14 protein-coding genes and 1 tRNA gene are annotated in these 13,327 nt (G+C 71.0%); 6 read left to right on the top strand and 9 right to left on the bottom strand.

Translation table 11 applies throughout. The features are described from left to right. The first annotated feature begins 67 nt into the window (after positions 1–67). Complete coding sequence (locus NO900_RS15050; RefSeq protein WP_256409855.1) at positions 68–1,147, top strand: tubulin/FtsZ family protein; 1,080 nt, start codon at positions 68–70, stop codon at positions 1,145–1,147. A 79-nt stretch (positions 1,148–1,226) separates the two neighbouring features. Next, positions 1,227–1,934 carry a phosphoglycerol geranylgeranyltransferase gene (locus NO900_RS15045; protein ID WP_256409854.1) on the top strand — a complete coding sequence of 236 codons (708 nt, stop codon included), beginning with the start codon at positions 1,227–1,229 and terminating at the stop codon, positions 1,932–1,934. 619 nt (positions 1,935–2,553) lie between these two features. On the opposite strand, the gene NO900_RS15040 is transcribed toward NO900_RS15045, so the two are convergent. Continuing rightward, positions 2,554–3,183, bottom strand: a complete 630-nt coding sequence (locus tag NO900_RS15040; RefSeq protein ID WP_256409853.1) for a riboflavin synthase — start codon at positions 3,181–3,183, stop codon at positions 2,554–2,556. 112 nt (positions 3,184–3,295) lie between these two features. On the opposite strand from NO900_RS15040, the gene NO900_RS15035 reads away from it, so the two are divergent. Further along, a complete protein-coding gene (locus NO900_RS15035; protein WP_256409852.1) occupies positions 3,296–3,580 on the top strand; it encodes a DUF7533 family protein in 285 nt (94 codons plus the stop codon). A gap of 15 nt (positions 3,581–3,595) precedes the next feature. Here the strand turns inward: NO900_RS15035 and NO900_RS15030 are convergent, their stop codons facing one another. The 5 genes from NO900_RS15030 to NO900_RS15010 all read right to left on the bottom strand — a co-directional run bounded on the left by NO900_RS15030 (position 3,596) and on the right by NO900_RS15010 (position 8,135). After that, on the bottom strand, positions 3,596–5,017 hold the full coding sequence (locus tag NO900_RS15030) for a M24 family metallopeptidase (protein WP_256409851.1): 1,422 nt from the start codon (positions 5,015–5,017) through the stop codon (positions 3,596–3,598). Then, entirely contained in the window at positions 5,014–6,858 is a 1,845-nt protein-coding gene (locus tag NO900_RS15025) for a UvrD-helicase domain-containing protein (RefSeq protein WP_256409850.1), read from the bottom strand. The genes NO900_RS15030 and NO900_RS15025 overlap by 4 nt, the downstream gene beginning before the upstream one ends. An 85-nt stretch (positions 6,859–6,943) precedes the next feature. Beyond that, entirely contained in the window at positions 6,944–7,102 is a 159-nt protein-coding gene (locus tag NO900_RS15020) for a DUF7563 family protein (protein ID WP_008002314.1), read from the bottom strand. Positions 7,103–7,190: 88 nt separating this feature from the next. Next, positions 7,191–7,373, bottom strand: coding sequence for an HVO_0416 family zinc finger protein (locus NO900_RS15015; protein WP_092565639.1), 183 nt, complete (start codon positions 7,371–7,373; stop codon positions 7,191–7,193). Between the two features lie 219 nt (positions 7,374–7,592). Further along, the gene (locus tag NO900_RS15010) at positions 7,593–8,135 is read right to left on the bottom strand and encodes a CDP-2,3-bis-(O-geranylgeranyl)-sn-glycerol synthase (protein WP_092565637.1); all 543 of its coding nucleotides are present in this window, start codon (positions 8,133–8,135) and stop codon (positions 7,593–7,595) included. Positions 8,136–8,239: 104 nt separating this feature from the next. Between NO900_RS15010 and NO900_RS15005 the strand changes: the two genes are divergently transcribed. Further along, entirely contained in the window at positions 8,240–9,079 is an 840-nt protein-coding gene (locus tag NO900_RS15005) for a proline dehydrogenase family protein (protein WP_256409849.1), read from the top strand. A 127-nt stretch (positions 9,080–9,206) separates the two neighbouring features. Beyond that, positions 9,207–9,911, top strand: a complete 705-nt coding sequence (locus NO900_RS15000; protein ID WP_256409848.1) for a DUF502 domain-containing protein — start codon at positions 9,207–9,209, stop codon at positions 9,909–9,911. 64 nt (positions 9,912–9,975) lie between these two features. On the opposite strand, the gene NO900_RS14995 is transcribed toward NO900_RS15000, so the two are convergent. From NO900_RS14995 to NO900_RS14985, 3 genes are all read right to left on the bottom strand, one after another. After that, positions 9,976–10,905, bottom strand: coding sequence for a branched-chain amino acid transaminase (locus NO900_RS14995; protein ID WP_256409847.1), 930 nt, complete (start codon positions 10,903–10,905; stop codon positions 9,976–9,978). 431 nt (positions 10,906–11,336) lie between these two features. Continuing rightward, positions 11,337–12,125 (bottom strand): 3,4-dihydroxy-2-butanone-4-phosphate synthase, encoded by a 789-nt coding sequence (ribB, locus tag NO900_RS14990; RefSeq protein ID WP_256409846.1) that lies wholly within the window; start codon positions 12,123–12,125, stop codon positions 11,337–11,339. Next, positions 12,125–12,892 carry a CTP-dependent riboflavin kinase gene (locus tag NO900_RS14985; protein ID WP_256409845.1) on the bottom strand — a complete coding sequence of 256 codons (768 nt, stop codon included), beginning with the start codon at positions 12,890–12,892 and terminating at the stop codon, positions 12,125–12,127. The genes ribB and NO900_RS14985 overlap by 1 nt, the downstream gene beginning before the upstream one ends. A 257-nt stretch (positions 12,893–13,149) precedes the next feature. Here NO900_RS14985 and NO900_RS14980 point away from each other — a divergent pair. Then, positions 13,150–13,221, top strand: a tRNA-Ala gene (locus tag NO900_RS14980). The last annotated feature ends 106 nt before the right edge of the window (positions 13,222–13,327 follow it).

The following is a 13,327-nucleotide window of genomic DNA, read 5'->3' as shown; positions in this document are numbered from 1 at the left end:
GTTGGGCCCGATTTCGCACTTAAACTCGGGGGAAGGCGTAATACGTCGGATCCGGTATCCACCGATCATGAAGACAGTCCTCCTCGGCGTCGGGCAGGCGGGCGGGAAGCTCGCGACCGCCCTCGCCCGGTTCGACGCCGACGCCGGCTACGGCGCGGTGCTCGACGCGCTCGCGGTCAACACGGCCGCGGCGGACCTCGATCCCCTCCCGCTCGACGCGGTCCTCGTCGGGCAGTCGCGGGTGAACGGCCACGGCGTCGGCGGCGACAACGAGCTCGCCGCCGACGTGATGGACGAGGACGCGACCGAGGTGCTGGACGCGCTCGCGCCGAAGGTGACCGCGGAGGCCGAGGCGCTGTTCGTGGTCGCCGGGCTCGGCGGCGGCACCGGCTCCGGCGGCGCGCCGGTGCTCGTCCGCGAGCTGAGCCGGGTGTACGACGTGCCGGTGTACGCGATCGGAATCCTCCCCGGCCGCGACGAGGGCGCGATGTACCAGGTGAACGCGGGACGCTCGCTGAAGACGCTCGTCCGCGAGGCGGACGCGACGCTCCTGCTCGACAACGACGCGTGGCGCTCCGCGGGCGAGTCGGTGGAGGGCGGCTACGCCGCGATCAACGAGTCGATGGCGCGGCGCGTCGGCCTCCTCCTGGCCGCCGGCGAGGCGGTCGAGGGCGTCGGCGAGTCCGTCGTCGACACGAGCGAGGTGATCAACACGCTTCGGGCCGGCGGAATGGCGGCGGTCGGGTTCGCCTCGGCGCCGGCCGCCGAGGACGCCGAGGAGAACGTCGCGACCGTGATGAGTACCGTCCGGAGCGCGGTGATGACGGGCATGTCGCTCCCGAACGCGACCGACGCCGACGCCGCCCTCGTCGCCGTCGCCGGCGACCCGGACCGGATCTCCCGGAAGGGCGCGGAGAAGGCGCGCAAGTGGCTCCAGGAGGAGACGGGGTCGACGCAGGTGCGCGGCGGCGACTTCCCGCTCGACTCCGACCGGATCGCGGCCCTCGTGCTGCTCGGCGGCGTCGAGCGCTCCCGCCGGGTCGAGGCGTTCCTCGAACGCGCCCGGCAGGCGGTCCGCGACGAGGCGGAGGAGCGGGTCGACCCCGCGTCCGCGTTCGACAACGACGAGCTCGACGACCTGCTGTGAGCGGCGCGGGGTTCGCCGAGGGACGGACGACGAGGCAGGTTCCGCACCTTTTTGGTGCCGCCCGGTGGAGTCGTTGCCGATGAGTAACCCGTGGGACGACTGGGACCACGTGCTGAAGGTCGATCCCGACAAGGAACTGCGGGACGGCGAGACCTTCGAGGACGTCTGCCGCACCGGCACCGACGCGATCGAGATCGGCGGGACCCTCGACGTCACCGCGGAGAAGATGACGCGCGTCGTCGACGCCGCGGCCGAGTACGACGTCCCGCTGTACCAGGAGCCGTCGAACCCCGGCGTCGTCATCGACTCGCCCGCGCTCGACGGCTACCTGATCCCGACGGTGTTCAACGCCGGCGGCCCGTTCTGGATCACGGGCGCGCACAAGGAGTGGGTCCGCATCGACGACCTCGACTGGGACCGGACCCACACCGAGGCGTACATCGTCCTCAACCCCGACGCCGCGGTCGCGGAGGTGACCGACGCGAACTGCGACCTCGCGGCCGACGACGTGGGCGCGTACGCGAAGGTCGCGGAGCGCATGTTCGGCCAGGAGATCGTCTACGTCGAGTACTCGGGCACGTTCGGCGACACCGAGAAGGTGGCCGCCGCCCACGACGCGCTCGACGACGCCACGCTCTTCTACGGCGGCGGAATCTCGGACTACGAGTCGGCCAACGAGATGGCCGCCCACAGCGACGTGATCGTCGTCGGCGACCTGCTCCACGACGAGGGCGTCGACGCCGTCCGCGAGACGGTGAACGGGGCGAAGGACGCGCACGACGACTGACCACCTCTTTCTCGTCGGGTTCCTTCGCTCACTTCGTTCGCTTCTGGAACCTCTCCTCGAAAAACCTGGAGGGAAAAATCCGACGGCTCGGCGTTCGCCTCGCCGTCGGTGAACCGCTCGCTTCGCTCGCGGATGCTCTGTGCGGGGGACAGTCGATCCGCCGGACTGAGCGGACCGTCGATGCGGCCGGCGCGTGCCTGTGAGCGGCCGCCCCCGGCGGCCGCGAGTCAGCACGCGCGAGGGAGTCGCTGGCGGCGCCAGTCGCCAGCGACAGGGCGAGAGCGAAGCTCTCGCTTGCAACCGGACGTAGTCCGGTGACGAGGCTGGGGAGGCGTGAGGTGCTGTGCGGTGCCGTGCGGGGCGGGACTCAAAGGGGCAGTCGCGAGGGCGAAGGCGCGCGACGCAAGGACCGCAGGAACGAGCGAAGCGAGTGACGAGGAGCGCAGCGAGCGCACCGAGCCCTCGCGGCTGGGGCTTTGGAGGTGTTCGCCGCCGATCCGTAGACACCGGTTTATAAAAGAGCGACTGATTGTTTGACGGAGTCCACTGCGGTCTCGGCCCCGGAATTACACGGCCGATCTACCCGAGGTTTCGAATCGCCGCCTCGCCATATCACCTCTCAGGCGTACCCCTCCAGCATGTTCTCGACGTACTTCGCGATCACGTCGACCTCTAGGTGGACCGGGTCGCCGACCGACTTCTTCGAGAGCGTCGTCAGCTCGTACGTCGTCGGGATGATCGCGACGTCGAACTCCGCCTCGCGCTTCTCCGCGACCGTCAGCGAGATCCCGTCGAGCGTCACCGACCCCTTGTCGACGAGGTAGTCGGCGTGGCCCTCGGGAATCGCGAAGGTGAACCGCCAGTCCTCGCCGACGCGCTCGATCCCCGTCACCTCGGCGACGGTGTCGACGTGGCCCTGCACGACGTGGCCGTCGAACCGCCCGTCGGCGGGCATCGCGCGCTCGACGTTGACGGCGTCGCCCTCACCGACGTCGCCGAGGTACGTCTTCGCCACCGTCTCGCTCGCGAGGAACACCTCGAACCAGCCGTCGGCGCCTCCCTCGTCGGTGCCGTTCGCGTCGGCGCCGGTATCGTACTCCTCGACGGTCAGGCAGACCCCGCTGACGCTTATCGACTGGCCGTGGTGGAGGTCGTCGAAGCCGTCGACGCCGATCCGAAGCCGGAGCCCGTCCTCGGTCTCGGTCCGCTCGCGGACGGTCCCGGTGCCCTCGACGATGCCGGTGAACATACCGGAACTGGGCGCGCGCGACACATATCGGTTCGGTGTTCGGCCGACCTCTCGGCGCCCGTTCCCCTCCCTCCCGCGCCCCTTTTGAACGCCCGGCGCCAACCCGCCGCCAATGAACCTCGGGCTGACCGACATGATCGGGCTGGCGGCGTCGCTGGTCTTCGCGCTGCCGCTCGCGAACTACGCCGTTATCCGGCTGTTCGCCGGCGAGGTCGCGCTCGGCGCCGGGCTGCTCGTCGTCGCCGTCGCGATGGTCGTCCTCCCCCAGTACTTCCTCGACCCGGGCCGGATCCTCCGCGGGCTGATCTCGGGACTGCTCCCGCGACAGCTCCGGGGCGAGGACGCCGCCGAGGCGGACGCGACCGATTCGGCGCCGACGGATGCATCGGAGAAGTGAGTCGCGCCGCGCTCCCTACCGCTCTTCCGGCACGATTCCGAACGGATACTCCGCGAGGAGCTCGTACCCGTCCTCGGTGACGACGACGAGGTCCTCCAGCCGCACGCCGCCGACGTCCGGGTCGTAGACGCCGGGTTCGACCGTCACGACGTGTCCCGATCGCAGCTTGCCTGCCCCCCCTGCCGACAGCGACGGCGACTCGTGGAGGCTCACGCCCACGCCGTGACCGGTGCCGTGCGTGAACCCCGCCTCGCCCTCGCCGGCGTTCGGATCGAAGCCGTAGGCGGCCAGCTCGGCGGCCGCCTCGCCGTGGACGGTCTTCGCCGGCACGCCGGGCTCGACCTCCGCGAGCGCGGCCTCGCGGGCGGCCTCGACCGCGACGTACGCGCGGCGCTCCCAGCCGCCGTCGCCGTCGACGACGAACGTCCGGGTCAGGTCCCCGTAGTAGCCGTCGGGGCCGCGCGGCGAGATGTCGAGCAACACCGTCTCGCCCGGCCGGACCGGCTCGTCGCCGACGTAGTGGAGGTCCGCGGCCGACGGGCCGGCGCCGATCACGGTGTTGCCGGCGTCGCGGACGCCGCGGGCGGCGAGGACCGCGTTCGCCTCGCGCCGGAGCCGCTCGGTCGTCAGGGGGGCGCCCGCCCACCGGAGGATCGGTCTCCCCGCGTCGCCCTCGTCGACCTCGCTGCCCGCCAGCACGGTCTCCGCGCGCGCCATCCCCGCGGCCGCCGCGCGCTGGACGCGGCGGAGGCGGTCGAGCTCCGCGCCGGTCTTCCGGGCCCGCGTCGTCGTCACCGCGTCGGTCGACGCGAGCGCGTTCCCGGCGCGTTCGAGGTAGACGGCGGCGTCGTGGGGGACCGCGGGCGGGACGAGGAGGGTGCGGTCGGCGGCGCCGTCGGCGTTCGACCCGCCGTCGCCGTTCGAACCCTCGTCCTCCGTCGCGTCGCCGTCGCCGAGCAGCGCCGCGACCGCCGCGGCCGCGCGTTCCCCGGCGTGGTCGCCGACGCTCTCGGTCCGGACCTCGCGGGCGACGCCGTCGTGGAAGCCGGCGTCGCCGTCGCTCTCACCGTCGCTTCGAGCGCGCGCGCTCCCGACGAACTCCCGCTCGGCCTGCTCGGCGAAGAGGCTCGGCGGGCAGCAGACGGCGCGGGCAACCGCGCCGCGGCCGCCCGCGCCGTCGCCGTCGCGGTCCTCGTCGTCGCCCTCGGCCCCGTCCTCCGGAACCACCACCAGCGCGGACGCTCGGTCCGGGCCGGAAAAGCGCGTGAGGTACCGCACGTCGTCGTCGAAGCGGTCGCCGACCGCGACGAACGCGTCGGCGTCGGCGGCCGCGACGGCCTCGGCGATCGGGGTGAGGTCGGTTCGGAGGGGTCGGAGCCGGCGGTCGCCTCCGGCGAGCGCGGCGTCGCCGCCGTCCCCCTCGCCCCCGTCGCTCACGGCTCCGGTTCGGGGACCGCCAGCTCGGCCTGGACCTCCTCGACGAGCTCCTCGGGGGTCTCGTCGCGGAGCTCGTTGAAGAGGAGGACGCTGATCGGGAGCGTCGGCGCCCCGCCGATGAGGCTCTCCATGATCACGAGCCGCTCGCGGGCGCGGGACATCCCGACGTAGAACACCCGGCGCTCGTTGTCCGTGAGGACGGGGACGGGGCTCGTCGCCTTCGTGAACTCGTCGACGCCGTCGACGTCGGTCGGGTCGTCGATGGAGGCCGCCATCTGCTCGACGACCTTCTCCGTGAGGTCGGTCGCGACGAACACGTGGTCCGCCTCGCGGCCCTTCGCGGAGTGGATGGTGCCGACGCGGACGCGGGTCGGGTCCGTCTCCCCGTAGTCGCCGTCGAAGTACGCCCCCATCGACTTGCGCTGGAAGCTCGTCACCTTCCGGACCATGTCGTCGGCGCTCGCGGTGTCCGGCATGAAGGGGATGTGGTCGTCGAGCTCGTCGGGCGTCACCTCGATCAGGGAGACGTCGTCGGCGTCGGCGGCCTCCTCGCGGTCGTCGAGGAAGTCGTAGAACTCGTCGCGGTCGTGGGTGCCGAACGCGGAGTCCTGGAGCATGTCGGCGAGCCGCCGGGCCTCCAGCCCGTTCACGGGATCGCCCGCCTCCGCCTTCTCGACGGCGCTGACGTAGTCCTGCACGCGGTCGGTCCACATCCGCCCGTCGGTGAGCATCGTGAACGGGATCCCGTGGTCGATGAACTCGTCGATGAAGTCGAACATCTGGTACCGCGCGCGGAACAAGCACATGATGTCGCCCTCGTCGTCCTCGACCGTGTACCGGACGTTCCGGACGAGCTCGATCATCGACGGCGCCTGGATCGCCTCGACGGTGCCGCCCTCCTTGCGCGGGTGGAGGTCCTTCTCCTGGCGCTTGTCGATGTGGCGGATCTCGGCGTTGACGACGTTGAGGATCTCGGAGGGGAGCCGGTAGGAGTTCGGGAGGACCACGTCCTCGTCGACCTCGGTGTCCAGCAGGAGGTCGGGGTCGGCGCCCTGCCACGCGTAGACGACCTGGTCGTCGTCGCCGGCGATGAGCACCTTCTCCATGTGCGGGCGCCACTCCTCGAAGACGTTGTACTGCAGCGTCGTGATGTCCTGGAACTCGTCGATGATCAGGTAGTCGACGCTCGGGACGAGCGAGCGCTGCGCGACGCGTTCGAGCATGTCCGCGAAGCCGACGAGGTCGTTGTCGCCCTTGTAGCCGCGCCACGCCCGGATCGTCTCGGGGATGTCGATCCGGTCGTCGTCGGAGGGCCACGTCGGGGTGTACTTGTTCCCCTGCTGGGCGTTGGGGTCCTCCTCGGGCGGCAGCCGGACCTCCTCGACGTTCCACTGGAAGGGCACGTCGTACCAGTCGGCCACGTCGCGCTCGGTGCGCTGGAGCCACTGCGAGGTGGCGATGATCTTGTTGCCGATGGTCGTCGACCGCGCGGTCCGGCGGCCGGCGCCGCCGTGCTGGTCCTCGAACTCGATGCCGTACTCCTCGCAGAACGCCTCCTTGTCGTCCTCGCCGACGACGTCGCCGCGCGACAGATCGAGCAGCTCGTACGCCTTCGCGTGCATCGTGCTCACGTTCCCCTGGAGGCTGCGCGGGGAGACGTCGAGCCGCTCCGCGAGGCGCTCGCGGATCTCGGCGGCGGCCGCGCGCGTGTACGAGACGACGAGGACGTCGCGGATATCGGCGTCGTCGTCTTCGAGAATCCCTTCGACGCGGTCCAGGAGCGCCGTGGTCTTCCCGCTGCCCGGACCGCCGAACAGTCGCGTCACCGTGGGATCGGTCATTGTCTACCCGTGATCCCGGTTCTCCTTAAACGCCGTGGCTCGGGGCCGCTCCGGTCGGAACCCAGCGATCGCCTCCGTCGACGGGTCAGTTGCTTCGGGTCGCGCGGGCCTCCCGAACGTCGGCGCCGTCGCGGACGAGGTCCTCGCAGGCGGGGCAGACGCGAGGGCGGTCGACCTCGTTCGGGGTGAACACCCGAACGTAATCGGTCGTGACGAACGAACCGCAGTTCTGGCAGGTCGGCATGGTCGACTGTATCGATTGATCCCACATAATGCTGCCGCCGAGTCTAGGCGAAAGAAAACCGCTAATCCCCCCTGCGCCGTCGTCGGCGTCAGGTCGGGCGCCAGTCGCAGACGTCACACCGCGCCGTTCCCTCGGGGTGGAGTGCACCGCACTCCGGACACTGGAGCTTGTTATAGGATCGCTCCCAGCGTACGATCTCCGTCTCGTGGCCGCGGTCGGAGAGGAACTCGTCGAGCACGTCGTCGTCCGAGCTGGGTGCACTACTAGACATGCGTGTGAACGAATACCACGCGAACATAAATATCTTCTCACCGTTCCCGTCAGTCCGGAGAAACGTCGACGCGCGATCGGTCGTCGCGAGGAAATCGGCCGGATCGGTCGGTTCCGTCGATTCTACCAGTTCCATCGGTTTCGTCGGCTTCGCCGGCTCCGTCGGATCCGGCGGCGCCCTCGGCCGCTCGGCCTCGCGGCCGGTCGCGGCCGCGCTCCCTCACCACGGCTCGTCCTTCAGGCCGAGGAGGTAGGCGCCGACGTTCGTGACAACGTGGAGGACGGGCGTCATCACGAGGACGGCGGCGAGGACGGCGGGCGTGAACGTCGCCAGCGCCCAGTCGGTGTCGACGACGGCGACGGCCGCGAGCGCCCCGACGACGAAGTCGAGCTGGTCCAGCCCGGGGAACGCGGCGCCGCGCTCGCGGCCGGAGCGCCGCTTGAGGAAGGAGGCGCCGATGTCGCCGCACATCGCGCCGAACGCGAGCGCGACCGCCGCGGGGAGCGCGAACGTCGGGAGGTCGACCCCGAGCGCGGCGCTCGCGGGGTCGTTGAGGCGGTTGAGCGCGAGCGCGAGGGCGACGCCGACGAGGGTGCCGACCGCCGTGCCGCGCCACGTCTTCCCGTCGCCGAGCAGGCGCGCCCCGCGCCACTCGCGGCCGCCGTCGATGGGGCGGCCGCCGCCGGCGAGCACCGCGGCGTTGTTGGGCACGTACGCGGGGACCATCGCCCAGAACGCCGTCGCGACGAGCGAGCCGATCATACGCGGTGGACAGGCGTCGGCGATTTATAAACCACGGATCCGCGCCGGACGGGGCCGGCCCTCGGCTCGGCAACAGTGAAGTCGCCGCCGCCCCCATCTCGGGTATGCTCCCCCCGATCGCCCGGCGGTTCGTCGCCGGCGAGAGCGTCCCGGAGGCCCTCGACCACGTCCGCGCGTGCAACGAGGACGGGATCGCCGTCGTCGTCAACCTGCTCGGCGAGCACTACGACGACCCGGCGGCCGCCCGCGCCGACGCCGACGCGTATCTCTCTCTGCTCGACGACATCGCCGACAGCGGCCTCGACGCCCGGATCTCGGTGAAGCCCTCGCAGATCGGGCTCGACGCCTCCGCCGAGCTCTTCGAGGAGCACTACCGGGAGATCGTCGCTCGCGCCGACGCGCTCGACGCCTTCGTCTGGTGCGACATGGAGGGCGCCGACACCACCGACGACACCCTCGACGCCTTCGAGTCGATCGCGGCCGAGTACCCGTGGCGCGTCGGGCAGTGCGTCCAGTCGAACCTCAGGCGCACCCGCGACGACCTCGACCGCCTCGTCGACGTCCCCGGGGCGATCCGGCTCGTGAAGGGCGCGTACGACGAGCCGGCGTCGGTCGCGTACACGGACGGGGCCCGCGTCGACGAGGCGTACCGCGAGGACCTCCGCGTCCTCTTCGAGCACCGGGACCGCGGCGTCGCCGTCGGCAGCCACGACCCGGCGATGATCTCGCTGGCGGACCGGCTCGCCCGGGACCACGGTACCGACTACGAGGTCCAGATGCTGATGGGGGTCCGCGAGGACGCCCAGCGCGACCTGGCCGCGCAGGGCGTCGACGTGGTCCAGTACGCGCCGTTCGGCGACAAGTGGCTCTCGTACTTCTACCGGCGCGTCCGCGAGCGCAAGGAGAACCTGACGTTCGCGCTCCGGGCGGTCGCCGGCCGGTGACGGTGGCGGCGAGCATTTCAGGTCGCTCGCCGGTGGCGACGACGAGCGTTCCGGGTCGCCGGCTGGTTCCGGGTCGCCGACGCGTGGAAGCCCTCTTAAGCGTCGCCGCCACATACCAACTCGACAGATGTCCACGTGGAAACGCGACTTCGCCAGCGGGCTCATCGTGCTGGCGCCCCTCCTCGTCCTCCTCCTCGTCATTCAGTGGATCTACCGTTACATCGCCTCGATCCCCCTCATCGAGGGGCTCCAGCCGGCGATCATCCCCGGCCCGCTGGAACCGGTCTCCCGCGTGGTCATCGCGCTCGCGGTGTTCGCCACCGTCGTCCTCGCGGTCGGCTACTTCATGCGGACGACGTTCGGCCGGCTGGCGGAGTCGGCCGTCGACGGCGCGATCAACCGGATCCCCGCGCTGCGCGTGGTGTACAACGCCTCCAAGCTCGCGATCGAGACGGCCGTCTCCGGGACCGACGAGCTCCAGAGCCCGGTGTACATCGAGACGTGGCCCGGGATCCGCATGACGGCGTTCCGCACCGGGAAGAAGACCCGCGACGGGAAGATCGTCTTGTTCATGCCGACGGCGCCGAACATCACCACCGGCTTCGTCATCGAGGTCGAGCCGGAGCGCATCGAGGAGACCGGCGAGACGGTCGAGGAGGGGATGACTCGCGTCCTCTCGGCGGGCTTCGCCGAGTCCGCCCACCAGGTCCCCGTTCAGGAGGAGCGTCCGCCCGAGGGCGACGCCGACCGCCCGGGCGGGGTCGGCGGCGTCCGCACCGACGGCACGCCCGGACAGACGGAACGCCCTCCGACCGACGGCGAGACCGACTGAGCGCGGTGCGCCGCGGTGCGCCGCGAATCGCGGTTTCCCGCGGGTCGCGGTGCGCCGTGAACCGCTACACGTAGGCGAACCACTCGTCGTGGTCGTCGGTCCGCCGCTCGACGAGGTCGAAGAAGGCCTGCTGGAGCTCCTCGGTCACCGGTCCCCGGGTGCCCGCGCCGATCTCGGTGTCGTCGACGGAGCGGATCGGGGTGACCTCGGCCGCCGAGCCGGTGAAGAACAGCTCGTCGGCGGTGTACAGCTGTCCCCGAGAGATGACGGCCTCGTCGTGGACCTCGTAGCCGCGCTCCTCCGCGAGCGTGATGACGGTGTCGCGGGTGATCCCTTCGAGGATGGACTGCGCGGGACCGGTGGTGTAGATCTCGCCGTCGTTCACCATGAAGATGTTCTCGCCCGGTCCCTCGGCGACGTTCCCCTCCTTGTTGAGGACGATCGCCTCGACGTAGCCGTTCCGCCGGGCCTCCTCGCCCGCGAGCATGGAGTTGACGTAGAGGCCGGTGGTCTTCACGTTCGTCGGCACCTGCGAGGAGGCGTGCTTCCGCCACGAGGAGACCATCACGTCGACGCCGTCTTCGAGGGCCTCCTCGCCGAGGTACGCCCCCCACGGCCACGCCGCGAGCACGAGGTCGGTCGGGCAGTCCTTCGGCGAGACGCCCAGCGAGTCGTACCCGTAGTAGGCGATCGGCCGGATGTACGCGGAGTCGAGGTCCTGCCGGTCGAGGAGTTCGAGGGTCGCCTCGGTGATCTCCTCGCGGGAGTGCTCGATGTCCATGTCGTACATCTTCGCGGAGTCGAACAGCCGGTCGAGGTGTTCGTCCCAGCGGAACACCGCCGGCCCCCGCTCGGTGTCGTAACAGCGGACGCCCTCGAACACGCCGCTCCCGTAGTGGAGCGCGTGGGTCAGAACGTGGGTGGTCGCGTCCTCCCAGTCGAGGAACTCCCCGTTCTTCCAGATCGTGTCGACGTCCATCTCGTCGAATCCCATGGTTCGTGGTTGCGGCCGGCGGTCTTAAAACTGTAACAACCGACCGGGTCCGTCGCGAGGAATGGAGTTTCGATTCCTCCAACGGGACAACGACAAACACTTCCAAAGCCCCAGCCGGGAGGACCTCCGAACGTCGTTCCTGCTCGCTTCGCTGCGCGGGCTGCGACGTTCGTGGTCCCGCTCGCGCTGCTCGCGGGACTCGCGCGGCTCGGTGCGCTCCTCGCTCGCATTGCTCGCTGCGGTGCTTCCGTCGCCGGGCTTCGCCCTCCCGGCTGCCCCTTTGAGTCCCACCCGCCCCGCACCGCAGCCTCACGCCTCCCCAGCCTCGCGGTTCGCGCTCTGCGAGCGCTCACCGCGTCCCTCGCACGTGCTGGCTCGCGGTCGCCGGGGGCGACCGCTCGCAGGCGCGCGCCGACCGCAGCGGCGGTCGATTACTTCAGCGCCTCGACGAGGGCGGCGCCCTCGACGTAGGGGATGCCGCGGCGGGCCGCGTAGGCGGCGGCGTCCGCGGGCGCGAGCGCGTCGCCGGTCTCGTCGTCGAGCATCTCGCAGACGACGGCGGCGGGCGCGGCGCCCACGGCCTCGGCCATCGCGAGCCCGAGCTCGGTGTGTCCGGTCCGGCCGCCGAGCCCGTCGCGGTCGCCGCGCAGCACGTGGACGTGGCCGGGCGCGCGGAACTCCGCGGCGAAGTCCTCCGGCCCGTAGCCGGTCGGATCGTCCCGCACGCGGTCGGCCGCGCTCGCGAGCTCGGAGACGGTCCGCGCCCGGTCCGCGTCGGTGATCCCGGTGAACGTCTCGCGGTGGTTCACGGGGAGGGAGAAGGAGGAGCGGTCGTCGTAGTCGGGGTCGTCGTCGACCGCGGGGTGGTCGATGGCGTCCGCGAGGAACGGCAGGTCGAACGCGTCGCCCACGGCGTCGCTCACGGCCACGCAGATCAGCCCGCCGGCGTCGTTGCGCATGTGCGCGACCGCGGCCTCGTCGACCGCCCCGGCGGGGTAGACGATGTCCGTCTCCCCCTCGCGGTCCGCGAAGTCGTGGACGCAGACCGGGTCGCCGGCGCGGAAGGCGGCGAGCGCGCGCTCGACCGACTCGGACGCGTCGGCCGCGTCACCCGCTTTGCCCGCCTCGCCCTCGGTGGTCGCCCCGCCGTCGGCCGTCGCCCCGGCGTCGCCTCCCGGGGCCACCTCGGCGTCCCCGTCGGCGTCGACGTCGGCGCGCATCAGGCCACCTCCGTCTCCCGGTCCTCGCGGTCGGGGGCCTCGCTCTCGGCGGGGTCGTCGGCGCGGCTCGTCGCGCTCACCCGGACCTCGACCTCGTCGCCGTCGTCGAGGTCGAGCTCGTCGCGGAGCCGGTCGGGGGCGATCAGCTCTAGCTGGTCGTCGTCGTGGTGGGTCCGGTCGGGGACGATCGCGTGGACCGACTCGTAGCGCTCGTCGCCGGCGACGAGGGTGACGCCGTAACACGAGGCCGCGCCGTAGGTGCGGTCCTCGTCTTCCCACGCGTCGATGGGGACCGCCTCGATCCCGGCCATCTCGCCGCGCCGCCGGACGCTCTCCTCGCTCAGGTCGACGTTGAGCGTGCCCGGGAACGGCTCGTAGCCGAGGCGCTCGCGGAACTGCTCGGCGTAGCCCGGCAGGGTGATGTAGTGGCGCCCCTCGCCCATCCCGCCGGTGACGGCGCCGCGGAGGACGAGCTCCACCTCGCTCTCGAACAGCCGGCGGTAGTCTGCGTACTCCGCGCGGAGGGCCGCCTCGCCCGCGTCGGTGACGCGCACCCACTGGCCGTCGCCGACCACGTCGCGCTCGATGTAGCCCGCCGATTCGAGGGTCTGGAGCCGCCGGGACGCCGTCTGCGTCGAGGCGTCGAGGCGGTCGCCCAGCGCCGCGCACGACACCTTCGTCTCGGTCAGGCCGCCGACGAGCCCGACGTGTTTCAGGGCCGCGATCGCGGCCGGGTCGGGGTCCGCCGTCGCCGTCGCTTCTGCCATGCCCGGATCTGGGTCGTCCGCACGCAAAAGGGTAACGAATGTGGGATGCGTCCCAAAAACGTTAATCTGGTTTAGGCTCGGTTTGATGGCCACCGGGCGGATCGTTTCGACTGCACATCGGGCGGGCGGCTATCTAATTCCGTCGGTATCGGCGGCCTTCGTCGCGAGCCGCGGCGCCCGCCGTCGCCTGCGAACCACCCGCGTGCGGGTCGTCGAAAGGTAAGGTACAAATACGAACGGCGATTGATTCCGGGTGCGGGCTCGTAGATCAGCGGCAGATCGCTTCCTTCGCAAGGAAGAGGCCCGGGGTTCAAATCCCCGCGAGTCCATCTGAATTTTACTCGACTCCGCAGGACCAGAGAGTCGGGTCTCGCGCGTTCTCGTGCCGGTTTAGCTCGCTAGTATATGTAGCGTCGCTTCCCATCGCTGAGAAAG

The organism is Halorubrum rutilum (assembly GCF_024494565.1).
This window is presented reverse-complemented; position numbering and strand designations above follow the sequence as displayed.